This window comes from Tardiphaga sp. vice154 (genome assembly GCF_007018645.1).
Lineage (GTDB): Bacteria > Pseudomonadota > Alphaproteobacteria > Rhizobiales > Xanthobacteraceae > Tardiphaga.
Genome location: NZ_CP041399.1, coordinates 63,913 through 85,636, shown reverse-complemented (window position 1 = coordinate 85,636; position 21,724 = coordinate 63,913). Strand labels below are relative to the sequence as shown.

Annotated in this window: 20 protein-coding genes, 1 tRNA gene and 1 riboswitch; of the genes, 13 read left to right on the top strand and 8 right to left on the bottom strand. The window is 64.8% G+C overall.

Annotated features, from left to right (window positions below; translation table 11 throughout):
- Positions 1-20: 20 nt before the first annotated feature.
- Positions 21-413 carry a Co2+/Mg2+ efflux protein ApaG gene (gene apaG, locus FIU28_RS00340; protein WP_143571135.1) on the bottom strand — a complete coding sequence of 131 codons (393 nt, stop codon included), beginning with the start codon at positions 411-413 and terminating at the stop codon, positions 21-23.
- Positions 414-640: 227 nt separating this feature from the next.
- Here apaG and FIU28_RS00335 point away from each other — a divergent pair, with 227 nt between their 5' ends.
- From FIU28_RS00335 to FIU28_RS00325, 3 genes are read left to right on the top strand one after another with little or no spacing between them, the layout of a single operon-like run.
- A complete protein-coding gene (locus FIU28_RS00335) occupies positions 641-1,876 on the top strand; it encodes an OpgC domain-containing protein (RefSeq protein WP_143571134.1) in 1,236 nt (411 codons plus the stop codon).
- A 17-nt stretch (positions 1,877-1,893) separates the two neighbouring features.
- Entirely contained in the window at positions 1,894-2,637 is a 744-nt protein-coding gene (locus FIU28_RS00330) for an SGNH/GDSL hydrolase family protein (RefSeq protein ID WP_441351260.1), read from the top strand.
- Positions 2,637-3,575: an SGNH/GDSL hydrolase family protein gene (locus tag FIU28_RS00325; protein ID WP_143571132.1), complete on the top strand. Its 939-nt coding sequence runs from the start codon at positions 2,637-2,639 to the stop codon at positions 3,573-3,575. Before FIU28_RS00330 ends, FIU28_RS00325 begins: the two co-directional genes overlap by 1 nt.
- A 70-nt stretch (positions 3,576-3,645) precedes the next feature.
- On the opposite strand, the gene FIU28_RS00320 is transcribed toward FIU28_RS00325, so the two are convergent.
- Positions 3,646-4,836, bottom strand: coding sequence for an O-succinylhomoserine sulfhydrylase (locus FIU28_RS00320; protein WP_143571131.1), 1,191 nt, complete (start codon positions 4,834-4,836; stop codon positions 3,646-3,648).
- Between the two features lie 84 nt (positions 4,837-4,920).
- Positions 4,921-5,000: riboswitch (SAM riboswitch) on the bottom strand.
- Positions 5,001-5,105: 105 nt separating this feature from the next.
- Between FIU28_RS00320 and FIU28_RS00315 the strand changes: the two genes are divergently transcribed.
- Positions 5,106-6,212, top strand: coding sequence for a 2'-deoxycytidine 5'-triphosphate deaminase (locus FIU28_RS00315; protein ID WP_143575962.1), 1,107 nt, complete (start codon positions 5,106-5,108; stop codon positions 6,210-6,212).
- A 178-nt stretch (positions 6,213-6,390) separates the two neighbouring features.
- The gene (locus tag FIU28_RS00310) at positions 6,391-6,633 is read left to right on the top strand and encodes a DUF2171 domain-containing protein (RefSeq protein ID WP_143571130.1); all 243 of its coding nucleotides are present in this window, start codon (positions 6,391-6,393) and stop codon (positions 6,631-6,633) included.
- A 68-nt stretch (positions 6,634-6,701) separates the two neighbouring features.
- Here the strand turns inward: FIU28_RS00310 and FIU28_RS00305 are convergent, their stop codons facing one another.
- Together FIU28_RS00305 and FIU28_RS00300 are read right to left on the bottom strand one after the other, a co-directional pair.
- Positions 6,702-7,556 (bottom strand): SDR family oxidoreductase, encoded by an 855-nt coding sequence (locus FIU28_RS00305; RefSeq protein WP_143571129.1) that lies wholly within the window; start codon positions 7,554-7,556, stop codon positions 6,702-6,704.
- 124 nt (positions 7,557-7,680) lie between these two features.
- The gene (locus FIU28_RS00300; protein WP_143571128.1) at positions 7,681-9,018 is read right to left on the bottom strand and encodes a PQQ-dependent sugar dehydrogenase; all 1,338 of its coding nucleotides are present in this window, start codon (positions 9,016-9,018) and stop codon (positions 7,681-7,683) included.
- Between the two features lie 208 nt (positions 9,019-9,226).
- On the opposite strand from FIU28_RS00300, the gene FIU28_RS00295 reads away from it, so the two are divergent.
- Positions 9,227-10,669 carry an MATE family efflux transporter gene (locus FIU28_RS00295; protein WP_143571127.1) on the top strand — a complete coding sequence of 481 codons (1,443 nt, stop codon included), beginning with the start codon at positions 9,227-9,229 and terminating at the stop codon, positions 10,667-10,669.
- Positions 10,670-10,671: 2 nt separating this feature from the next.
- Here the strand turns inward: FIU28_RS00295 and FIU28_RS00290 are convergent, their stop codons facing one another.
- Positions 10,672-11,169 (bottom strand): methylated-DNA--[protein]-cysteine S-methyltransferase, encoded by a 498-nt coding sequence (locus FIU28_RS00290; protein WP_368039325.1) that lies wholly within the window; start codon positions 11,167-11,169, stop codon positions 10,672-10,674.
- 294 nt (positions 11,170-11,463) lie between these two features.
- Here FIU28_RS00290 and FIU28_RS00285 point away from each other — a divergent pair.
- A tRNA-Gly gene (locus FIU28_RS00285) sits at positions 11,464-11,537 on the top strand.
- Positions 11,538-11,551: 14 nt separating this feature from the next.
- Here FIU28_RS00285 and FIU28_RS00280 read toward each other — a convergent pair.
- Entirely contained in the window at positions 11,552-13,153 is a 1,602-nt protein-coding gene (locus tag FIU28_RS00280) for an FAD-binding dehydrogenase (protein ID WP_143571125.1), read from the bottom strand.
- 250 nt (positions 13,154-13,403) lie between these two features.
- Between FIU28_RS00280 and FIU28_RS00275 the strand changes: the two genes are divergently transcribed.
- Both FIU28_RS00275 and FIU28_RS00270 read left to right on the top strand, forming a co-directional pair.
- Positions 13,404-13,862, top strand: a complete 459-nt coding sequence (locus tag FIU28_RS00275) for a hypothetical protein (RefSeq protein ID WP_143571124.1) — start codon at positions 13,404-13,406, stop codon at positions 13,860-13,862.
- Between the two features lie 113 nt (positions 13,863-13,975).
- Positions 13,976-14,569 carry an SCO family protein gene (locus FIU28_RS00270; RefSeq protein WP_143571123.1) on the top strand — a complete coding sequence of 198 codons (594 nt, stop codon included), beginning with the start codon at positions 13,976-13,978 and terminating at the stop codon, positions 14,567-14,569.
- Here the strand turns inward: FIU28_RS00270 and FIU28_RS00265 are convergent.
- Positions 14,560-16,368, bottom strand: coding sequence for a glycosyltransferase family 2 protein (locus tag FIU28_RS00265; protein ID WP_246660826.1), 1,809 nt, complete (start codon positions 16,366-16,368; stop codon positions 14,560-14,562). The genes FIU28_RS00270 and FIU28_RS00265 overlap by 10 nt on opposite strands.
- A 250-nt stretch (positions 16,369-16,618) precedes the next feature.
- Here FIU28_RS00265 and FIU28_RS00260 point away from each other — a divergent pair, with 250 nt between their 5' ends.
- Together FIU28_RS00260 and FIU28_RS00255 are read left to right on the top strand one after the other, a co-directional pair.
- A complete protein-coding gene (locus FIU28_RS00260; protein ID WP_143571121.1) occupies positions 16,619-17,524 on the top strand; it encodes a transporter substrate-binding domain-containing protein in 906 nt (301 codons plus the stop codon).
- Between the two features lie 65 nt (positions 17,525-17,589).
- Positions 17,590-19,233, top strand: a complete 1,644-nt coding sequence (locus FIU28_RS00255) for a lysine--tRNA ligase (RefSeq protein ID WP_143571120.1) — start codon at positions 17,590-17,592, stop codon at positions 19,231-19,233.
- Between the two features lie 165 nt (positions 19,234-19,398).
- Here FIU28_RS00255 and FIU28_RS00250 read toward each other — a convergent pair whose 3' ends face one another.
- Positions 19,399-20,028 carry a S24 family peptidase gene (locus FIU28_RS00250; RefSeq protein WP_143571119.1) on the bottom strand — a complete coding sequence of 210 codons (630 nt, stop codon included), beginning with the start codon at positions 20,026-20,028 and terminating at the stop codon, positions 19,399-19,401.
- A 236-nt stretch (positions 20,029-20,264) separates the two neighbouring features.
- Here FIU28_RS00250 and FIU28_RS00245 point away from each other — a divergent pair, with 236 nt between their 5' ends.
- Positions 20,265-20,609: a DUF952 domain-containing protein gene (locus FIU28_RS00245; RefSeq protein WP_143571118.1), complete on the top strand. Its 345-nt coding sequence runs from the start codon at positions 20,265-20,267 to the stop codon at positions 20,607-20,609.
- Positions 20,606-21,700 (top strand): quinone-dependent dihydroorotate dehydrogenase, encoded by a 1,095-nt coding sequence (locus tag FIU28_RS00240; RefSeq protein WP_143571117.1) that lies wholly within the window; start codon positions 20,606-20,608, stop codon positions 21,698-21,700. Before FIU28_RS00245 ends, FIU28_RS00240 begins: the two co-directional genes overlap by 4 nt.
- The last annotated feature ends 24 nt before the right edge of the window (positions 21,701-21,724 follow it).

Below are 21,724 nucleotides of genomic sequence, written 5' to 3'. Positions count from 1 at the left end.
GCTCTCGGGCGACCGGCCGCCTAGTTCAGCGTGCGCCTGCTGTCCGGGCCGTCCAGTGAAAACGCGGGGACGTCAATATTGAAGGGTTCGCCGCTATCGGTGACCATCTGGTAGGTGCCCTCCATGAAGCCGGAGGCGGTCGGCAGCGGCACGCCGGAGGTGTATTCGAAGCGTTCGCCGGGGGCCAGCACGGGCTGTTCGCCCACCACGCCTTCGCCGCGGATCTCCTGCATCCGGCCGGCGGCATCGGTGATCAGCCAGTGCCGGGTCTTGAGCTGCACAGTCTCGGCGCCGGAATTGGTGATGACCACCGTGTAGGACCAGAAAAACTGACGCTTCTCCAGCGACGAACGTTCCGGCAGGAAGTTCGGCTCGACGGTGACTTCGATGTGGCGGGTTATGGCGCGGTACATGGCAATGTCTTCGTCCAGATGATTGGCGGATCATAGCGAAAACCAAGGGCCGCGCCAAATCGACCGCATCCGGCATCGCCGTTTTAACATAGTTCGACAATACCGTGTCTTGCTGCGCGAAAGAGCGGAGGCAGCCTTACCGCGCGAGTAATTGACTTGCATACTGCGGTCCTGCCTTCCAGTGATGACCAACGCCAAAGCGAGTCGAACCCGTTGAGCCCTGCCTGATGACCTCTATTGCCGAGCCTATCGCCGCGGAACCGGCGCGGACTTCCGAAACGGTCAAACATCGTGCAGACGCGGTGTCTTTCCCGGTCGCCGGCGAACGCGAGCTTCGGCTCGATTTGTTCCGCGGGCTGGCGCTGTGGCTGATTTTCATCGACCATCTGCCGCCGAACATCCTGACCTGGTTCACGATCCGCAATTACGGCTTCTCGGACGCCACCGAGATCTTCATCTTCATCTCCGGCTACACCGCGGCCTTCGTCTATGGCCGCGCGATGCTGGAGCAGGGCACGGTGGTGGCCTCGGCGCGGATCCTGAAGCGGGTCTGGCAGATCTATGTCGCGCACGTCTTTCTGTTCACGATCTTCCTGGCCGAGATCTCCTACGTCGCGACCCACTTCGAGAACCCGCTTTATTCCGAGGAAATGGGCATTCTCGACTTCCTCAAGCAGCCGGATGTGACCATCGTTCAGGCGCTGCTGCTGAAATTTCGTCCGGTGAACATGGACGTATTGCCGCTATATATCGTGTTGATGCTGTTCCTGCCGCCCATTTTATGGCTGATGCAGCGCCGGGCGGACCTCACGCTGGCGCTCTCGGTGGTGCTGTATGCCTTGACCTGGGAGTTCGACCTCTATCTGTCGGCCTATCCGAACGGGGTGTGGGCGTTCAACCCGTTCGCCTGGCAGCTTTTGTTCGTGTTCGGCGCCTGGTGCGCGCTCGGCGGCGCCAGGCGGATGTCCAGAATTCTGTCCTCGCAGGTCACGCTGTGGATATGCGTCGCCTATCTGCTGGCGGCATTCTGGGTGACGTTGACCTGGTACATCCCGCAGATCCATCATCTGCTGCCCCGTTTCATCGAGCGGTGGATGTACCCGATCAACAAGACCGACCTCGACGTGCTCCGCTTCGCACACTTCCTGGCGCTCGCAGCCATTACCGTTCGCTTCCTGAAGAAGGACTGGCCGGGGCTGAAATCGCGCTGGCTGCGGCCGATGGTATTGTGCGGGCAGCATTCGCTGGAGATTTTTTGCATCGGCGTGTTCCTAGCCTTTGCGGGCCACTTCGTGCTCGCCGAGGTTGCGGGAGGTCCCTGGATGCATCTGATGGTCAGTATTCTCGGCATTGTCATCATGTCGGGCGCTGCCTGGGTGTTTTCGTGGTACAAGCACGTTGCAGGCAAGGGCGGAAAGCGCGCGAAAAGCGCCGACGCGGATTTTGCGGGAGGCGGCGCATGAGGCCGATCTGGCTTACGATGCTGGCCGGCCTATTGGCCGCAGCCCCCCTGCGCGCCGAAGATGCGGCCCCGGCGGCGCCTTCCTGCGACGTGCCCGCCTATCTTCTGACCTCGGAAAGCGGTCTGCCGAAAGTCGCCAGCGCGATCAAGCCCGGCGGCCGGCTGAATATTCTGGTGGTCGGTAGCCGCTCCTCGGTGGTGGGTGCGACGGATGCCGCCGCAGGCTATCCGGGCCGGCTGCAGGTGGCTCTGCGCGAAAGGCTGCCGAGCGTCGAAACCAATGTCACGCTGGAACTGCAAGTCAAGAAAACCGCCGAGGAACTGGCGCCGACGCTGGGTCCCCTCGTTGCAAAGCGCAAGCCGGATCTGGTGGTCTGGCAGACCGGTACCTATGACGCGATGCGCTCGGTCGACGCCGAAGACTTCCGCAACGCCCTCGACGAAGGGGTGGCGGCGATCAGGGCTGCCGGAGCCGACGTTGTTTTAATGAATTTGCAGTACAGTCCACGGACCGAGACGATGATTTCCGGCTCGGCGTACCTAGATAATATGAGGGTGGTGGCGCAGCAGCACGACACTCCGCTGTTCGATCGCTTCGCCATCATGCGGCAATGGAACGAGTCGGGTGATTTTGATCTGTTCAGCGCGTCGCCCGGCCTCGCAATGGCCAAACGTGTCCATGAATGCCTGGCGCGCGCGCTATCGACCTTTGTGATCGAGGCTGCCCAGATCAAGCCAGCGGAGTTGAGGATTCAGCGTTAATGTTTGAGTTAGGCCATTTTCCCCGTCACGCGATTGCCCCTCTCGTCGTGTTCTCGCTTTTGCTGTCGACCCCGCTGTCGCCCGTGCTGGCCGAAGGCGCGTCCGCGGCGACGATCGCGTCCAATGAGCCCGACGCAGTAAAAAAAGGCATCGCGGCCAAAGCGGTCGACAAGGTCAAGGAAGTCGCAAAGTCGGCGACCGACATATTCAGCCGTGTGCCCTGCCGCGCGCCGAAGGGCGGGGCGCAGGCCATAGGCGCGCTGCCGCATGTCGCCGGCAAGCTGGCGTTTGGCGAGCCGGTGGTGATCGTGGCCTTCGGCTCGTCCTCCACCGAGGGCTATGGCTCGACGGCGCCGGAATTTACCTATCCGAACCGGCTGGCGGCGCAGTTGAAGCGCGCCTATCCCGACGCCGACATCACGGTGCTGAATCGCGGCAAGGGCGGCGAAGACGCACCCGAGATGATGGCGCGGCTGCAGGCCGAGGTCATCAATGCCAAGCCGGACCTGGTGATCTGGCAGGTCGGGACCAATGCGGTGCTGCGCAATCTCGATCCCGGCGAGACCGCCAAGATGATCGAGGACGGCATCGGCCGCATCCAGGCCAGCGGCGCCGATCTGGTGCTGGTTGACCCGCAATACTCACCGGCGGTGAATGCCAAGCCGGAAAGCGCCAGCAAGATGATCGCGCTGCTCAACAAGGTGGCCGCGCTTCGCCATGTCGGCGTCTTCCCGCGGTTCGAGGTGATGCGCGAATGGCATGAAGGCCAGTCGATGGCGTTCGACAGCTTCGTCATCGCCGACGGGCTGCACATGAACGACTGGGGCTATGCCTGCTTTGCGCAGTTGCTCGGCGACAACATCATCAAGTCCGTCGGCCAGATCAAGTACGGCGTCAATGTACCCGCCAACACCCAGCAGGCGCAGAAGCCGCTGTAGTTATCCTCGTTGTCGTCCCGGCTCGGCGTTCGCGTTGCTCGCTTGGCCGGGATGACAGAGTGTTGCCGCCTCACGCCTTCTTGAGCGCAGCTTCCATGTCTTCGAGCAGATCGTCCTTGTGCTCGAGCCCCGTCGAGAATCGCACGAACCCTTCGCTGATCCCCAGTTCGGCGCGCGCCTCGATCGGCAGCCGCTGATGCGTGGTGGTGGCGGGGTGCGTGATCAGGCTCTTGGCATCGCCGAGATTGTTGGAAATCCGCGTCAGCTTCAGCTCGTTGAGAAAGCGGAACGCCGCCGCCTTGCCGCCGTCGATTTCGAAACCTATCAGCGTCGAGCCGGCGCGCATCTGCTTCTTCACCGAAGCGGCCTGCGGATGATCGGCGCGGCCGGGATAGATCAGCCGGGTGATTTTCGGATGCGCAACCAGCGCATCGGCGAGGGCGCCTGCGGTCTCGGTCTGCTGCCTGACGCGGATCGACAGCGTCTCCAGCCCCTTCACCAGTACCCAGGCGTTGAACGGCGACATCGAGGGGCCGGTCTGGCGCAGGTAGTTGTGGATGTGCTCGGCGATGAAGTCCTTCGAGCCGAGGATGATGCCGCCGAGGCATCTTCCCTGGCCGTCGATGTGCTTGGTCGCGGAATACACCACGACATCGGCGCCGAGCGACAGCGGGCTCTGCCAGATCGGCGTCGCGAACACGTTGTCGACGATCAGCCGCGCGCCACCGGCATGCGCTATCGCGGCAATGGCGGGAATGTCGAGCACGTCGAGCGTCGGATTGGTCGGGCTCTCAAGAAAACAGGTCTTGGTATTCGGGCGCATCGCCTTTTGCCAGGCGTCGAGGTCGAGCCCGTCGACCAGCGTGAACTCGATGCCGTAGCGCGGCAGCAGGTCCTCGATGACGTAGCGGCACGAGCCGAACAGCTGCTTCGAGGCGACGACGTGATCGCCGATGCGCAGTGGCGCGAGAACGGCCGCCGTGACCGCGGCCATGCCGGTGGCGGTGGCGCGGGCGGCCTCGGCGCCCTCCAGGTCGATCATGCGACTCTCGAACATCGAGATGTTCGGGTTGGAAAACCGCGCATAGATGAAGCCGGGCTCCTCGCCCTTGAAGCGCGCCTCGCATTGTTCGGCGGTGTCGTAGACGAAGCCCTGGGTCAGGAACAGCGCTTCTGAGGTCTCGCCGAATTGCGAACGCAGCATGCCGGCATGGACCAGCCGGGTCTCTGGGCGATAAGCGGGCGATTTCGTCTCAGACATGTGACCTCCAGTTATGGCCGTGAAAACAGCCACAAAAAAACCGGCCTGGACAAAGGTCCAACGGCCGGGATCACATGTTAACAAGGACATGGGTCCCCGGCCTGTTTAGCGACTTGTTTAACGTGGCTGCAAGCCGGCCGGCTCAAATCACCACGGGATAATCTTGCTGATATTCCGGTCGGCCCTTTCCGTCAAGCCGGGGGTGGGATAACCGATGAAATTGCGTTTTTCTCTGCGTTCCCCATCGCGATGCGACAAGGATGAGTTCTGTGCCCTTCACGCTGCCTGTTGATGCCGACGGTATTCTGCCCGACCGCATGATCGCGGCGATGGCCGATGCCGGCCTGATCCTGCCGGCGTATCCGTTCGTGGAAAGCCAGATCCAGCCGGCCTCGCTCGACCTGCGGCTCGGCGACATTGCCTACCGCGTCCGTGCCAGCTTTCTGCCGGGGCCGAATACCACCGTTGCGCAGCGCATCGACGAATTGAAGCTGCACGAGATCGACCTGTCCGACGGCGCGGTACTGGAAACCAACTGCGTCTACATCGTGCCGCTGATCGAGAGCCTGGCGCTGCCGCCTTCGATCTTCGCCTCGGCCAATCCGAAGAGCTCGACCGGCCGCCTCGATGTCTTCACCCGCGTGATTGCGGATGGCACCCGCCGCTTCGACGTGATCGGCGCCGGCTATCACGGTCCGCTATACGCCGAGATCAGCCCGAAGACTTTCCCGGTGCTGCTGCGCGAGGGTTCGCGGCTGTCGCAGGTCCGCTTTCGCGTCGGCGACGCGCTGCTCGACAACGAGGCGCTGGAAGACCTCCATGCGATGGAGCCGCTGGTGGACAGCGAGGACGCCGACCTCAACAACGGTGTGGCGCTCTCGGTCGATCTGTCCGGCGACAACGAGACCGGCTTCGTGGGCTACCGCGCCAAGCGCCACACCGGCGTGGTCGATATCGACCGTCGTGCCGGCTATGCGGCGAACGAGTTCTGGGAGCCGATCGCGGCGCGGCCCGACGGCACGCTGATCCTCGATCCCGGCGAGTTCTACATCCTCGCCTCCAAGGAAGCCGTCCAGGTGCCGCCGGACTATGCCGCTGAGATGGTGCCGTTCGATCCCTTGGTCGGCGAGTTCCGCGTGCATTACGCAGGCTTCTTCGATCCCGGCTTCGGCCATGACGGCGCCGGGGGCAAGGGCTCGCGCGCCGTGCTGGAAGTGCGTTCGCGCGAGGTGCCGTTCATCCTGGAGCACGGCCAGATCGTCGGCCGTCTGGTCTATGAGCGGATGCTGTCGCGCCCCGACGCGCTCTATGGCCAGCGCATCGGCTCGAACTATCAGGGCCAGAGCCTGAAACTGTCGAAGCATTTCAAGGTCTAGCCGCCGGGTGCTTGCCGACTGCTTTGCCACCGTCAGGCCCGATGTCATCGAAACATGAGGGCAAACCGCGCTCCAATTTTGCTTCGTCCTTGAGAGTGTGTGGACCGGTTCCATTTTAATTTGAACCGCGACCGGTCTCGCGCGTTACACCCGCACAACCTCATTCAAGGAATTCGATATGACCGGCACCGCAGGCATCAAAGAGCACATGGAAGTAATCGGCGCCGACGGCGTTCACGTCGGCACCGTGGATCATTTCGAGGGCGGCCGCATCAAGCTGACCAGGAAGGACAGCGGCGAAGGCCACCACAAGGGTCATCATCACTTCATCGACGGCAGCCTGGTGGCCGAGGTCGAGGGCGACAAGGTCCGCCTGTCCGCCAATGCCGATGTGGCCGTGACCATGGAACAAGAGAAGTAAGCTTCGCTTATTGTGCGATCTGAAACGCGGCGGACCGAAAGGTTCGCCGCGTTTGCGTTATGAGGCGCTTATCGGCCTTCTCCGTCGTGCCATAGCGCTGCCAGTCCATCGCGATAGCTCGGAAAGGCGAGTTCCACGCCCAGCTCCTGCTTCATCCTGATATTCGAGACCCGGTTATTGGTGGCGTAGAAGCTGCGCGCCATCGGGCTCATCTCCGCGTCGTCGAACGCCAGTCCCGGCGGCGGAACAATCCCCATCAGCTCGGCAGCATAGGCAATGACATCCTGCGGCGGGCCCGGCTGGTCGTCGCAGACGTTCCAGATCCCGGCCTGATCCTTCGCGAACGCCGCATCGATGGCGCGCGCAATATCCTCGACATGAATGCGGTTGAACACCTGGCCGGGCTTGACGATGCGCCGCGCGGTGCCGGCCTTGAGGTTGAGCAGCGCATTGCGGCCGGGACCGTAGATGCCGGCGAGCCGCAGCGACGTGGTTGGTGCGCCCGGCTGAGCCAGCCACGCCGCCTCGGCGTCGATCCGCTGCCGCCGCCGCCCGTCGCCGGACATCGCCGCGCTCTCGTCGATCCAGTCGCCGCCATGGTCGGCATAGACGCCGATAGTCGAGAGATAGACGACCCGTTGCAAGCTGCTTGCTGCAATCTGCGGGCCGTAGGCGGCAAGCACCGGGTCGCCGGATGCGCCGGGCGGCACGGAAACCAGTAGAGCATCGGCAGCGGCGAGGTGTTCGGCAATGGCCGGATCGGCATGGTCGCCGCTGAACAGCAGCGGCGTGCAGCGTGAGCCGCGCAGCGCATCCCGCTTTTCCGCCGTCCGAACCGTGCCCGAAATCGTCGTGAAACGCTGTGCGTGACGATCGATGAAATGCTGCACGCTGTAGCCAAGTCCGAACACGAAAAGACGCACGTCAACTCCTGATATTCGCCTTGCGATGGCACGATGTCGTCCCCGGCAGCATACAGCGAGCTGCCGGGTGCAAAAAGGCCCTCCAGAACGTGAAGGGCCTCGATGGATGTCGAGCCTTGATGCTTTACTCCGCCGACGCCGCTTTGGCGGCTGTCGGCGTCACCCGCCACACCACATTGCCGACGTCGTCAGCGACCAGCAGCGCGCCCTTGCCGTCGAGCCTGAGGCCGACCGGGCGGCCCTGCGCCTCGCCCTCTTTATTGACGAAGCCGGTCAGCACGTCCTGCGGCTTGCCGGCAGGCTTGCCGTTTTCGAACGGCACGAAGATCACCTTGTAGCCGCTGCGCGGCTTGCGATTCCATGAGCCGTGCTGGCCGATGAAGGCGCCGTTCTTCATGCTGGCGGGAAAGATGTCGCTGGTGTTGAACGCCAGGCCCAGAGACGCGGTATGCGCGCCCAGCGCATAGTCCGGCACGATCGCCTTGGCGACCAGATCGGGTCGCTGCTCCTTGACGCGGACATCGACGTGCTGGCCATACCAGCTATAGGGCCAGCCGTAGAATCCGCCATCCTTCACCGAAGTCATGTAGTCCGGCACCATGTCGCTGCCGATCTCGTCACGCTCGTTGACGACGACCCATAATTCGCCGGTCTGCGGCTGCCAGGCGGGACCGTTCGGATTGCGCAAGCCGGAGGCGAACACGCGCGATTGGCCGGTAACGCGGTCGATCTCCAGAATGCCGGCGCGGTCCTTCTCCGCCTCCATGCCGTTTTCCGCAACATTGCTGTTGGAGCCGACGGTGGCATAGAGCTTGCGGCCGTCCGGGCTGGCGATGAGGTCCTTGGTCCAGTGGTGGTTGAGCGGGCCGCCCGGCAGGTCGGCGACCTTTACGGCTGGCGCGGGGATCCTGGTGTCGCCCGTCTTGTATGGGAATTTCACGACCGCGTCGGCGTTGGCGACGAAGAACTCATCGCCAACCAGCGCCATGCCGAACGGCGAATTCAAACCTTCGAGAAATGCCGTTTTGGTTTCTGCCACGCCGTCGCCATCGGTGTCGCGCAACAGCGAGATGCGGTTGGCGCTGGGCACGCCGGCGCCGGCGCGCTTCATGATCATCCCTGCCACCCAGCCTTTGATGCTCATGCTGCCCGCCGGCTTCGGCGGCGCGTTGGTCTCCGTGACCAGCACGTCGCCATTCGGTAGCGTGTAGAGCGTGCGGGGATGATCGAGCCCGGTGGCGAAGGCGTTGACGGTCATCCCGCTGGCGGCGGCAGGCTTGGCGCCCTGCGGCCAGCCGGTTGCGGTGGCGATACTGACCGTCGGGACCAGCGACTTGACCGGTTCGACGAGTTTTGGCGCAGCGCCAAAATCCTCGCCAGCCGTCTGGGTGGCTTGCTCGCAGGCCGCCAACGGCAGCGCCAGAGCGACCAGACAGGCGGATAGAACGTATTTGTTGCGCATCGGGTTCCCTCTGATCGCGCTGAGAAAATGCGGCACCTGCGAGATCGTTCAGATCGCATCATGAACTTGGCGTGAGCCAGAATTCTGTCGGCGCGCGGAATGCGCTGGTCGCGGCCGGCCCATGCGCGGCGCAGGCATGGCATCGCTCCCGATCGATGCTAGGAACAGGTGCGCTCGGCCGTCAAGCGCGGGTCGCACGGGGAAACGCATGTCCGAGATCGCCGTTGCCGGTTTGGCCGTGCCGGGCGCTGAAGCGCCGTTGTCAGACCTCGCGGCGCCTGCCAGAAATCCGCTGCTCGATCACGCGATCCTGCCGACCTTGCTGCGTCTGTCATGGCCTAATGTCGTGGCGCTGTCGGCCGGCACGCTCGTGGTGATCGCCGAGACCTCCTATATCGGCCGTCTCGGCACCGAGGCGCTGGCCGCGATGGCGCTGGTATTTCCGTTCGTGATCCTGACCATGACGATGTCCGGCGGCGCGATGGGCGGCGGCGTATCGTCGGCGATTGCGCGCGCGCTGGGCGCTGGCGACCGTGACCGGGCCTCGACGCTGGCGGCGCATGCGCTGCTGATCGGAATCAGCCTTGGCCTGGTCTTCACCGTCGGCATGCTCACCTTTGGCACGACGTTGCTGGAGCTGCTCGGCGGTCGCGGGCAGGTGCTGTCGCAGGCCGCGGGCTATATCGCGATCTTCTTTGCCGGCGGCGTGATCCCGTGGCTGATGAATACCTTTGCCGCCATCCTGCGCGGCACCGGCAACATGAAGCTGCCCTCGGCCATCACGCTGAACTCCGCAGTGCTGCAGATCATCCTCGGCGGCGTGCTGGGTCTCGGCCTCGGACCGGTGCCGTCGTTCGGCATGCCGGGCGTCGCCGCGGGCTCGCTGATCGCCTACAGCATCGGCGCCGTCATCATGGGCTGGTACGTGTTCTCCGGCCGCGCGCGGGTGCGGCCGCAGCTCGCGGGCTTCCGCATCCAGCGCGGCATGTTCTTCGACATCCTGAAAGTCGGCGCCATCGCCTGCTTCTCGCCGCTGCAGTCGGTGCTGACGATCACGATCTTCACCCACATGCTGGCGCGCTACGGCACCGAGGTGCTGGCCGGCTACGGCGTCGGCGCGCGACTGGAATTTCTGCTGGTGACGCTGGCCTTCGCGGTCGGTGTCGCGTCGGTGCCGATGATCGGCATGGCGATCGGCGCCGGTCGCGTGGCCCGCGCGCGCCGCGTCGCCTGGACCGCGGCGGCGATCTCGTTCGCCGCCGTCGGCGGCCTCGGCACGCTGATCGCGATCTTTCCGGACCTCTGGGTCAATTTGTTCACGCGCGACGCCGCCGTCCGCGCCGCCAGCCAGCAATATCTCGCCATTGCCGCGCCGATGTACGCCTTCATCGGCCTGGCGACCGCAACCTACTTCTCCTCGCAGGGCGCCGCAAAAGTGCTCGGCCCGGTGCTGGCGCAGACCGCGCGGCTGGTCTTCATCGCTGTCGGCGGCTGGTACCTGCTGTTGATCGACGCCGGCAGTCTCGGCCTGTTCTGGCTGGCGGCGGCCTCGATGGTGCTGCTCGGCGTGCTGTCCGCGCTCAGCGTGCTGCTGACGCCGTGGGGGCCGAAGCCGGGTCCGCTGCCCGAGGTGCGCCCGGTTGTGTCGTAAAGTTAGCCCGGCGCGCGCGGCGGCGCGGCGCTCAGCAGTGCGTCGAACAGGTTCGGACGGCGATCGTCCAGCGCACCCTCGATGCCGAGCAGCCGCGACCGCGTGACGATGCCGGCATTGCCGGCGAAGCCCGAGGTATGGCCGGCGGTGACCAGCGTGCGGTGGCACGGCACCAGGATGGCGAACGGGTTGCGGTTGATCGCCTGGCCGACCGCATGCACGGCACTGCCGGCGCCGAGCCGTGCCGCCAGTTCGGCAAAGGTACGGGTCTGGCCGAACGGGATCAGCCGGACGGTGTCGTAGACCCGGCGATGGAATGGCGACACGCCGGCCATGTCGAGCGGTGCGTCGGAGAGGTCGCAGGGCGTGCCGGCGAGCAGCGTGGCGATGCCCTCGATGGCCTGCTCTATATCCTCCGGTGGCCGGGTCTCGCGGACCTCGGGAAACTGCAGCAGCAGCAGCCGCCGTGTCTCGATCTCGCGGACTTCGGGCAGGCGCACGCCGACAATCCCGATCCGGCCCCATGCGATCCCGCAGCGGCCCACCGACGTGTCAAAGATACTGTATGCGCGCGCTGCCATTCCAAGATCGATGCTAGAGCATCGGTAAGGCTGTCGTCATCTGGAATCTGGCGGTCCGGTTAACCGGTGTTGCCGCTGTCCACCCCTCTCTCGGCCGTCATGGCGAGGAGCCCTTACGACGAAGCAATCCAGCTCTTTTCGCGCGTGCGGCCGTCCCACCATCAAGTGACTTGGCGGATCGTCCGGTCTCGGCTAGATCATGGGACGCGAGATGCGGGCGTAGTTCAATGGTAGAACGGCAGCTTCCCAAGCTGCATACGAGGGTTCGATTCCCTCCGTCCGCTCCAGTTTTTGCGCGCGGTTATCCCACCGCCTTCGCCGCCGCACGTCCCGCATTGCGGCCCGAGAACAAACATCCTCCCAGAAACGTGCCTTCCAGCGAACGGTAGCCGTGCATGCCGCCGCCGCCGAAGCCTGAGGCTTCGCCGGCCGCGTACAGCCCCGGCATGATCTCGCCTTGCTGGCCGAACACGCGGCCGTCGAGATCGGTCTCGAAACCGCCCAGCGTCTTGCGGGTGAGGATGTTGAGGCGCACCGCGATCAGCGGGCCGTGCGCGGGGTCGAGGATGCGGTGCGGCCTGGCGGTGCGGATCAGGCGGTCGCCGATATATTTTCGCGCGTTGTGGATGTTCATCACCTGCGTGTCCTTGACGTAAGGGTTCGCCATGCTGCGGTCGCGCGCCTCGATCTGCGTGCGGATCTCGCGGACGTCGAGCAGGTGATCGCCGGTCAGGCCGTTCATCGCCGCGACGAGGTCGTCGAGATTGTCGCGCACGATGAAGTCGACGCCGTTGTCCTTGAACGCCTCGACCGGCGCCGGGGCGCCCTTGTTGATGGCGCGGCGCGCCGTCATCAGCCAGTCCTTGCCGGTGAGGTCGGGGTTCTGCTCGGAGCCCGACAGCGCGAACTCCTTCTTGATGATCGCCTGCGTCAGGATGAACCAGGAATAGTCATGGCCGGTAGACTGGATGTACTGCAGCTGGCCGAGCGTGTCGGAGCCCGGGAACAGCGGCGACGGCAGCCGCCGGCCGGTGGCGTCGAACCACATCGACGACGGCCCCGGCAGGATGCGGATGCCATGCATCGGCCAGATCGGATTCCAGTTCTCGATGCCCTCGACATAATGCCACATCCGGTCGCGGTTGATCAGCCGCGCGCCGGCCGCCTCGGTGATGCCGATCATGCGGCCGTCGACATGTTCGGGCACGCCGGAGATCATCCGCTTCGGCGGGGGGCCGAGCCGCTCCGGCCAGTTCTGCCGCACCAACGCGTGGTTTCCGCCGATGCCGCCGGACGCGATCAGGATCGCGCCCGCCTGCAGCGCGAACTCGCCAACGCCATGGCGCGAACTGCTGACGCCGCGAGCCACCTCCGTTGGCTCCAGGATCGCACCGCTGACGCCATGCACCGTGCCGCCGGTGACGCAGAGGGCATCGACGCGGTGGCGGAATTTAAAGGTCAGCAATCTCCGCGCTTCGGCCTCGCGGGCGCGGCGTACGAACGGCTCCAGCAGGCCGGGCCCGGTGCCCCAGGTGACATGGAAGCGCGGCACCGAATTGCCGTGGCCAATCGCGCGCAGCCAGTCGCGCTTTTCGCCGGCGGCGAAGCCGACATAGGCTTCGGCCCAGCGCCGCGGCCAGTGATCGTCGGCGCGGTCGAAGCCGGCGGCGCCGCTCCAGTCCTGCATCGCGAGGTCATAGGAGTCCCTGATGCCGAGCCGGCGCTGCTCCGGCGAATCGACCAGGAACAATCCGCCGAACGACCAGAACGCCTGGCCGCCGAGGTTCTGTTCACCCTCTTGGTCGAGCACGATGACGCGCTTTCCCGCGTCGGCGATTTCGGTGGCGGCGACCAGCCCGGCCAGCCCGCCGCCGACCACGATGACATCGGCATCGTCAGCCATTCGCTTCCCCCAATTTATTAATGGAGATTGAAGCCCGCGGCGGTTCCGATCGTCAAATGGTATTGCGCGCGACAATGTGATGTTCCCGTTCGGGACCTCGCGATGCGAAGTGCATCTTGCGTGCAACACTCGATCTGAATTGAGTGGCGGGCGCCCCGCCCATCTGGACAAAAAACCGATCTGGCAACACGCTGACGATGGTCTGCTTCGCTTGGCAGGACAGGATCAGATTGTCGAACTGGGGCTGGTCATGAAGTTCGTTACGGGGGTGCTCGCGGCCGTCCTGTTGCTCGCCGGCGTGGGGGCCAGCCACGCCGTGGTCCGGATCTCGGACGACCGCGGCGGCCGCATCGGAACCTATGTCGACAAGTATCAGGGGCTGCGCAGCTCCGGCGAGACCGTGGTGATCGACGGGCTGTGCGCTTCGGCCTGCACCATCGTGCTCGGCGCCGTGCCGCATGACCGGATCTGCGTCACCTCCAACGCCAATCTCGGGTTCCATGCGGCCTGGGATGTCGGCCGCAACGGCCGCGCCGTCACCAATCGCGAGGCGACGCAGATGCTCTACGCGATGTATCCGACCGCGATCAAACGCTGGATCTCGAACCGCGGCGGCCTGACGCCGAACATGATCTTCCTGCGCGGTCGCCAGCTGATGGGCATGTACAAGCCCTGCTATATGAACGCCGAGGCGTCCGCCACGCGCTGAGCGCGTCCCCCGATCATGCCGAAATGATCGCGGCCCCGGCTGTGGCGCTTGCTCGTCTCTGCATATAGCCCTATCTGACGGGCAGGGCACGGGGCTCTGGCCGGGAACATTTGATGTCGGATCGTTTGACAAGACCGCTGGTCGTGATCGCGGCGTTCGCCGGGAGTCTCGCGGCAGGCTTGCTGGTGGTGCTGTGGCTCACGGGCGGCTTTCGTGGCGCCACCGTTGCGGCCTCGATCGGCGGCGCGTTCCAGCTCACCGACCAGTCCGGCCAGACCGTCACCGAGAAGGATCTCAAGGGCAAGCCGACGCTGATCTTCTTCGGCTTCACGCATTGCCCGGACATCTGCCCGACATCGCTGTTCGAGATTTCCGAAGTGCTGCGCGCAATGGGCAAGGACGCCGACCGCGTCAATGCCTGGTTCGTCTCCGTCGATCCCGAACGCGACACTGCTGCCGCGATGAAGGACTATCTGTCGAGCTTCGATCCGCATCTGAAGGGCCTCACCGGTGACCAGGCTTCGGTGGCCAAGGTGATTTCCAGCTTCCGGGTCTACGCCAAGAAGGTCTCGCTCAAGGACGGCGACTATACGATGGACCATACCGCGCTGATCTATCTGATGGACCGCGACGGCAATTTCATCGCGCCGTTCAACCTGAAGCGCAAGCCGGAACAGGCGGCCGAGGACCTCAAGCGCTATCTGTGAGGCTGGCGCTGCGATCGCCGAGCGGACAGGCGCGGCGCCGGGTCGGTTGTGCGTCGCGTTGCGAGACCGTGTTCGGTCTTTTCCCAGTGATACGGCTTCCAGATAAACTGCCACACCGCACGCCACGCGGCGGTGGACAGGCAAATCCAGTACAGCGGTGTCAGCCCCAGGATCCATCCGTCCCGCAGCCTTCGCCTTCGCATCATGCCGAGCCCGCCCAGCGCGACGGTCGAGATACATCCGGCGGCGAAGGCCGCGACATGTAATGCGGTTGCCCAGTCGATCGACCGCTCCGACCGGCTGAACACCATGTGATCGATTACCGCATACAGCATGATCGGGTAGGCCAGCGCAGTGACCACATTGCCCCCGGCGACGATGTTCAGCGTGAAGAAAGCGCGACCGCCGGCCTCGCGCCATAGCCGCACGGGGTGGCACATATGGACGCACCAGGTTTGCAGCCAGCCCTTCATCCAGCGCGAGCGCTGCCGCAGCCAGGCGTCGAGATGGAGCGGCGCTTCCTCGAAGGTCGTCGACGGGAACGCAACCGAGCGATAGCCGAAGCGGGCGAGGCGAAACCCGAGGTCGGCGTCTTCCGTCACGTTGTAGGCATCCCAGGCCCCAACCGTGCGCAGCATCGCCGTTCGAAAATGGTTCGACGAGCCGCCGAGCGGCAGCGGCAGACCCATCGCCGTCATGCCGGGTAACATGACGTCGAAATGCCCGGCATATTCGACGGTAAACATGCGCGACAGCAGGCTGTGCGTTTCGTTGTCGATGCACAGGCTGGCCTGGGCGCAGGCGACCTCGCGGCCATGCGCGCGAAACGCTTTCAGCGCGGCACGAAGCTGGCCCGGTTCGGGGCGGTCCTCCGCGTCATAGACCGCGGTGAAGCTGCCGCGCGCGAAGGGTAGCGCCCAGTTCAGCGCTTTCGGCTTGGTCTGCGGCGCCACGGCAGGCGCGACCAGCATCCTCAGATGCGGTTTCGTGCCGAGCCGGGCGATCGCGGCGCGGGTCTGCAGATCGTCCGGCTCAACCACTAGAATGATGTCGAGCTTTTCGCGGGGATAGTCGAGGGCTTCCAGCGCCAGAACGAGCGGCGCAACCGAACTCGCTTCGCGGTATAGCGCCACGATGACGCTGTAGTTCGGCAACTGATCATCCAGCACTGGTGCGGCGGCGTGACGTTGCCGCAGAAAGGCGCAGGTCGCCAGCCTCAGCGCGGTAAAAGCCAGGAACCAGACGGCCAGCATCGCGCCCCATATTGCAGGGAATAGAAATGGCGGCAGCGTTGCTATCGCGAAGACCGCGGCGCCTCGCTTGAACCGTCCGCGCCACGGGCGCGCGGCAGCAAAAGCAGGCGCGGCCGACATCGCGGGATCGTGGAGGCCGAGCCCGCGCGTGGACTCCTCGATCAACGGTGCGGCGGCTTCCTGCAGCAGAAACCGCCGCAGCGCGTAGTCGGAGGTCAGGCGGAAGTCGATATTGATGCTGCGCTTCGCCCGGCAGATGGCACGGGCGCTGTAGTTGCGCGGCGCAATCACCATAATGCGTTCGCCGTCCCTGTGGAGCGGCACCAGGCCGGACGCCGCGGCGTAGGTGATCTGGTCGTCGCGCAACATTACGTCGCTGCGGTCGCACTCCGAGAGGTCATCGATGGCCATGCCGGTGTGGCGCGAAAGCAGCCGCAGATAGGCGGCCTCGTCGATCATGCCCAGCCGGATCAGGACCTGATCGGCGCCGATGCCGAGCTCCCGTGCCCGGATCTCGGCCTGTTGCAGCAGCCTCGGCGCAAGCACGCCGCGAAGGCAATCCAGCTCGTCCGCCGCGCCCTCGTCGAACCCGTGATGACAATTGTCGTTGTCTGGAGCGCGGGGTGCCGCAGCCATTGAACTGGGCAGAGGTCTTTCGCCGCGCGGGCGCTGCGAAATCTGTGCCGGCCTGCTTTCAACATGGTCCCCCGGATCCATGCAACGCCCCACGCCACAAACGCCGCTCGCCTCCCGTGCCGGATCGTCTATAAGTCCGGCCAGTCGGAACCGCTGGCCCATGCAACCACAAAACAAATTGACCATCAACCGAAGATTGCCGGCATGGCTCGGTGTCGCCGTATGCGTGCTGGGTTTGGTGTGCCTCGTCCCGGCGCGGTCAGCCCATGCCCAGACCGCCGCCCCCGTGGTTCAGCCCGGGCCGCAGGCGGTGCCGGGGTTCTGGGATCCGCGGCGCCGGCCCGACCGGCCGGACCTGACGCGCCTTACCGTAATCCGCTTCCTGACCGAGACCGATTATCCTCCGTTCAACTTCACCGGGCCGGACGGCAATCCCGCCGGCTTCAATGTCGATCTGGCGAGACTCCTGTGCGAGGAGATCAAGGTCACCTGCACGGTGCAGATGCGCCGTTTCGAGACGCTGCTCGATGCGATTTCCAGTAACCGCGGCGACGCCATCATCGCCTCGATCGCGGTCACGCCGCAGATCCGAACCCGGGTCGATTTCACCGATCCGTATTACCGCGCGCCGGCGCGCTTCGTGTCGCGCAAGAACGTGGGGCTGGCGGAGATCCGGCCGGAATATCTCGAAGGCAAGAAGGTCGGTGCCATCGCGGGCTCGTCGCACGAGGCGTATCTCAAGGCAATGTTCACCGACGCCGTGCTGCTGCCGTACCCGAACGACGAGGCGTTGCGCCAGGCGCTGCGCAAGAGCGAGGTGGATTACATCTTCGGCGACGCGATCTCGCTGGCGTTCTGGATCAATGGCACCGACTCCGCCGATTGCTGCGCCTTCAGCGGCGGCCCCTTCGTGGAAAGTCGCTATTTCGGCGAGGGCATCGGAATCGCGGTCCGCAAAGGCAACGACACGCTGCGCCAGGCGCTGAACTGGGCGCTGTTCCGGGTCTGGGAAAAAGGCAAATACACCGACTTGTGGCTGCGGTATTTTTCCGTCAACCCGTTCTGAAATCATCGACCTGCGGTTTGGCATTTGGATGCGGAGCCGCTAGGTTCCGCGGCCCGGAGGCCCACATGTCCACGATAGATTTACCCAGCCAAAGCGACCTGCGTTCGCTTGCCGAAAATTCCAACGCCTGGCCGTTCGAGCAGGCCAAGGCGCTGGTGGCGCGGCTGAAGAAGAAGCCGAAAGAGGAAGTGCTGTTCGAGACCGGTTACGGTCCAAGCGGCCTGCCGCATATCGGCACCTTCGGAGAAGTGGCGCGCACCACCATGGTGCGCCACGCCTTCCGCGTGCTCACCGACGACAAGATCAAGACCCGGCTGATCGCATTTTCCGACGACATGGACGGCCTGCGAAAGGTGCCGGACAACGTGCCGAACAAGGAGATGCTGACCGCGCATCTGGGCAAGCCGCTGTCGCGAATCCCGGATCCGTTCTCCAACGAATATCCGTCGTTCGGCGCCGCCAACAATGCACGGCTGCGCGCCTTCCTCGATCATTTCGGCTTCGACTACGAATTCGCCTCGTCGACCGACTACTACACGTCCGGCCGGTTCGACGCGACGCTGCTGAAGATGCTGGCTGTCTACGACAAGGTCATGGACGTCATCCTGCCGACGCTCGGCCCGGACCGCCGCGCGACCTATTCGCCGTTCCTGCCGATCAGCAAGACCACGGGCGTGGTGCTGCAGGTGCCGATGATCCGCCGCGACATTGATGCTGGCACCATCACCTATGTCGATCCCGACACGCATGAGGAAGTCGAGACGCCGGTGACCGGCGGCGCCGTCAAGTGCCAGTGGAAGGCCGACTGGGCGATGCGCTGGGCCGCGCTCGGTATCGACTATGAAATGGCCGGCAAGGACCTGATCGATTCCGTCAAGCTGTCGAGCAAGATCTGTTCGGCGCTGGGTGGCACGCCGCCGGAGAGCTTCATCTACGAGCTGTTCCTCGACGACAAGGGCGGCAAGATTTCGAAGTCGAAGGGCAACGGCCTGACGATCGACGAATGGCTGCGCTACGCCTCGCCGGAATCGCTGTCGCTCTTCATGTACCGCGAGCCGAAGGCGGCGAAGCGATTGTTCTTCGACGTCATTCCGCGCAATGTCGACGAGTACCAGCAATTCGTCGAAGGCTATGCGAAGCAGGATGGCAAGCAGCGGCTGACCAATCCGGCCTGGCACATCCATGCCGGTGATCCGCCGGTGGCCGAGATGCCGGTGACTTTCCAGCTTCTGCTGACGCTGGTGTCGTCGTCGAACGCCGAGAATGCCGAGACGTTGTGGGGCTTCATTCGCCGCTACCGGCCGGGCGTGACCGCGCAGACCCATCCCCGACTGGACGCGATGGTCGGCTACGCCATCAACTACTATCGGGATTTTGTGGCGCCGACCAAGACGTTCCGCCAGCCGAGCGAGGTCGAGCGCGTGGCGTTGCAGGATCTGCGCGACGCGCTGTCGCAACTGCCGGCAGAGGCGACGCCGGAAGATATCCAGAACGCGGTCTACGAAATCGGCCGCCGCGAGCCGTTCCTCGATCACAAGAAACTGGCGAAGGACGGCCGCCCCGGCGTGTCGCTCGACTGGTTCAACATGCTGTACCAGGTGCTGCTCGGCCAGGAAAAGGGCCCGCGCTTCGGCTCGTTCGTCGCGGTCTACGGCGTCAGCAATGCGATCGCGATGATCGACGGGGCATTGGCGAGAAGCGCTTCATAGCGCTGCGCTCTCTTCCTTCCCTCTCCCCTTGTGGGAGAGGGTGGATCGAACGCGAAGCGTTCGAGACGGGTGAGGGGGTGCCAAAAGCTCCGAGCCCAGCCCCCCCCATCCGTCACGGCCTTCGGCCGCGACACCTTCTCCCACAAGGGGAGAAGGAAGAAAGAGTTACTGGCTCGCCCATACGATCCGGGCGATCCACTCGATGTCGCCCGCTGCAAAGTTGCGATCGACGTGATTGGGGTTCAGCGATTGCAGCTCCAGCAGCTTGGCGGTGCGGCGCTTCAACTCCTTGACCATCACCTCGCCGTCTTTGGTGCGGACCACGACGCGGTCGCCCTTGCGGATCTGGGCGCCGGGCGAAACCACGATGGTGTCGCCGTCGCGATAGGCGGGCTTCATCGAATCGCCGGAAATCTTCAGCGCGTAAGCGTGCTCGTCATTGACCGAGGGCAGGCCGATCTCTTCCCAGCCGCTGCTGCCGACCGGAAAGCCGGCATCGTCGAAATAGCCGCCGCGCCCGGCCTGCGCGAAGCCGAGCAGCGGCACCGATTGCGTGGTGCGGCTGGTGCCCTCGATCAGCGCCACGAAACGGTCGATGGTGACATTGGTCGCCGCCAGCGCCTTCGACACCGATTCGGTCGAGGGCCAGCGCTGGCGGCCGTCATTGGTAATGCGCTTGGACTTGTTGAAGGTGGTGGAGTCGAGCCCGGCCTTCTTAGCCAGGCCGGAGGCCGACATGCCGTTGCGTTCGGCAAGCTTGTCCAGGGCACCCCAGATCTGGGCATGTGAAAGCATGGCGTTGGTCCCTCGGTGAAACGCTCGATGGCCCCTTGGCGAGCCTCGTGGCGGAGCGGCCGGGCGATAAATAAGGCGAATTCTAGGAATTATTGCCCGAAGGACGTGAATTTCGCAATAGGATTCTTGAAAATCCGAGCGGCCTTGAAGTGCGGGGGGGCGGTCGATACGGTCAGCCGCAGACGGCCAAGCTGGCGGATGCGCGGCGCCGTCGACAACAGCAGAAAGTCCAGGCGGTGCGTACCATCTATAAAATCTGTCCCGCCTCGCCATGGCGCGAGGCCGAGCGGCAGGGCTCGTACCGCGGCAGCGCCGATGACGCGCGCGACGGCTTCATCCATTTCTCCAGCGCCGAACAACTCGCCGGCACGTTGCAGAAGCACTACGCCCGCCAGAGCGGGCTGTTGCTGATCGCGATCGACGGCGATCGGCTCGGCGATGCCCTGCGCTGGGAGCCGTCGCGCGATGGCGCCCTGTTTCCACACCTCTATGGCGAACTCGACATGGGCGCCGTAACCGCCGTGACGGAACTGCGGTTGCGTCCCGATGGCGGCCATGACCTTGCGGAGCTGCCCCTGTGATTCGTGCCTTTGATGCCATTTCGCTTCCGATGCTGCGCTGGCTCGATGCCGAGGATGCACACAGCCTGGCGATCCGCGGCCTGAAGATGCTGCCGCCGGGAAAGCCGCAAGCCGACGATCCGAAACTCGCGGTGCGCGCCTTCGGGTTGAACTTTCCCAATCCGATCGGCATGGCCGCCGGCTTCGACAAGAATGCCGAGGTCTCGGATGCGCTGCTGCGGCTCGGCTTCGGCTTTACCGAAGTCGGCACCGTGACGCCCAAGCCGCAGGCCGGCAACGCCCGGCCGCGCATCATCCGACTGGAGCGAGACGAGGCGATCATCAACCGGCTCGGTTTCAACAATGACGGCGCCGATGCCGTGCTGCGCCGGCTGGCGGCGCGCGCCCAGCGCGGCGGCATCGTCGGCGTCAATGTCGGGGCCAACAAGGATTCCGCCGATCGCACCGAGGACTATGTCCGGCTGATCGAAACCTTCGCGCCGGTGGCGAGCTACTTTACCGTCAACGTATCGTCGCCGAATACGCCGGGACTGCGCAACCTGCAGCAGGCCGCCGCGCTCGACGATCTCCTGGCGCGGGTGATCGACGCCCGCGAGCGCGTCCGGCAGAACGCCGGCGATTCGCCGGTGCTGCTGAAGATCGCGCCCGACCTCAGCCTCACCGATCTCGACGACGCCGTGCACATTGCGCGCTCGCGCGGCGTCGATGGCATGATCGTCGCCAACACCACGCTGGCGCGCTTTCCGACCTTGCGCGATCAGGCCAAGGTGCATGAGCAGGGCGGCCTGTCCGGCCGGCCGCTGTTCCGGCTGTCGACGCGGATGGTGGCGGAGACCTTCGTCCGGGTCGAAGGCGCGTTCCCGCTGATCGGCTGCGGCGGCATCGATTCCGGCGGCGCCGCGCTGACCAAGATCCGCGCCGGCGCCAGCCTGATCCAGCTTTATACGTCGCTGGTCTACAAGGGCCTCGGCCTGGTCGAGCGGATCAAGGCCGATCTGGTCTCGACCCTGCTGCGCACCGGCCGCGATTCATTGTCGGAAATCGTCGGCGCCGATGCGGCAACGATCACCGCGGAAGACTGGCCGGTGTAGCCGTCATTGCGAGGAGCCCTTGCG

Excerpts from the sequence above, each read along its gene's own strand:
- FIU28_RS00275 (WP_143571124.1), top strand. The coding sequence starts at position 13,404 with ATGAAGTTCGTTACGGGGGTGCTCGCGGCCGTCCTGTTGCTCGCCGGC.
- FIU28_RS00295 (WP_143571127.1), top strand. The coding sequence starts at position 9,227 with ATGTCCGAGATCGCCGTTGCCGGTTTGGCCGTGCCGGGCGCTGAAGCG.
- FIU28_RS00310 (WP_143571130.1), top strand. The coding sequence starts at position 6,391 with ATGACCGGCACCGCAGGCATCAAAGAGCACATGGAAGTAATCGGCGCC.
- FIU28_RS00335 (WP_143571134.1), top strand. The coding sequence starts at position 641 with ATGACCTCTATTGCCGAGCCTATCGCCGCGGAACCGGCGCGGACTTCC.
- FIU28_RS00250 (WP_143571119.1), bottom strand. The coding sequence starts at position 20,028 with ATGCTTTCACATGCCCAGATCTGGGGTGCCCTGGACAAGCTTGCCGAA.
- apaG (WP_143571135.1), bottom strand. The coding sequence starts at position 413 with ATGTACCGCGCCATAACCCGCCACATCGAAGTCACCGTCGAGCCGAAC.
- FIU28_RS00325 (WP_143571132.1), top strand. The coding sequence starts at position 2,637 with ATGTTTGAGTTAGGCCATTTTCCCCGTCACGCGATTGCCCCTCTCGTC.
- FIU28_RS00320 (WP_143571131.1), bottom strand. The coding sequence starts at position 4,836 with ATGTCTGAGACGAAATCGCCCGCTTATCGCCCAGAGACCCGGCTGGTC.
- FIU28_RS00330 (WP_441351260.1), top strand. The coding sequence starts at position 1,894 with ATGCTGGCCGGCCTATTGGCCGCAGCCCCCCTGCGCGCCGAAGATGCG.
- FIU28_RS00255 (WP_143571120.1), top strand. The coding sequence starts at position 17,590 with ATGTCCACGATAGATTTACCCAGCCAAAGCGACCTGCGTTCGCTTGCC.
- FIU28_RS00300 (WP_143571128.1), bottom strand. The coding sequence starts at position 9,018 with ATGCGCAACAAATACGTTCTATCCGCCTGTCTGGTCGCTCTGGCGCTG.
- FIU28_RS00260 (WP_143571121.1), top strand. The coding sequence starts at position 16,619 with ATGCAACCACAAAACAAATTGACCATCAACCGAAGATTGCCGGCATGG.
- FIU28_RS00280 (WP_143571125.1), bottom strand. The coding sequence starts at position 13,153 with ATGGCTGACGATGCCGATGTCATCGTGGTCGGCGGCGGGCTGGCCGGG.
- FIU28_RS00270 (WP_143571123.1), top strand. The coding sequence starts at position 13,976 with ATGTCGGATCGTTTGACAAGACCGCTGGTCGTGATCGCGGCGTTCGCC.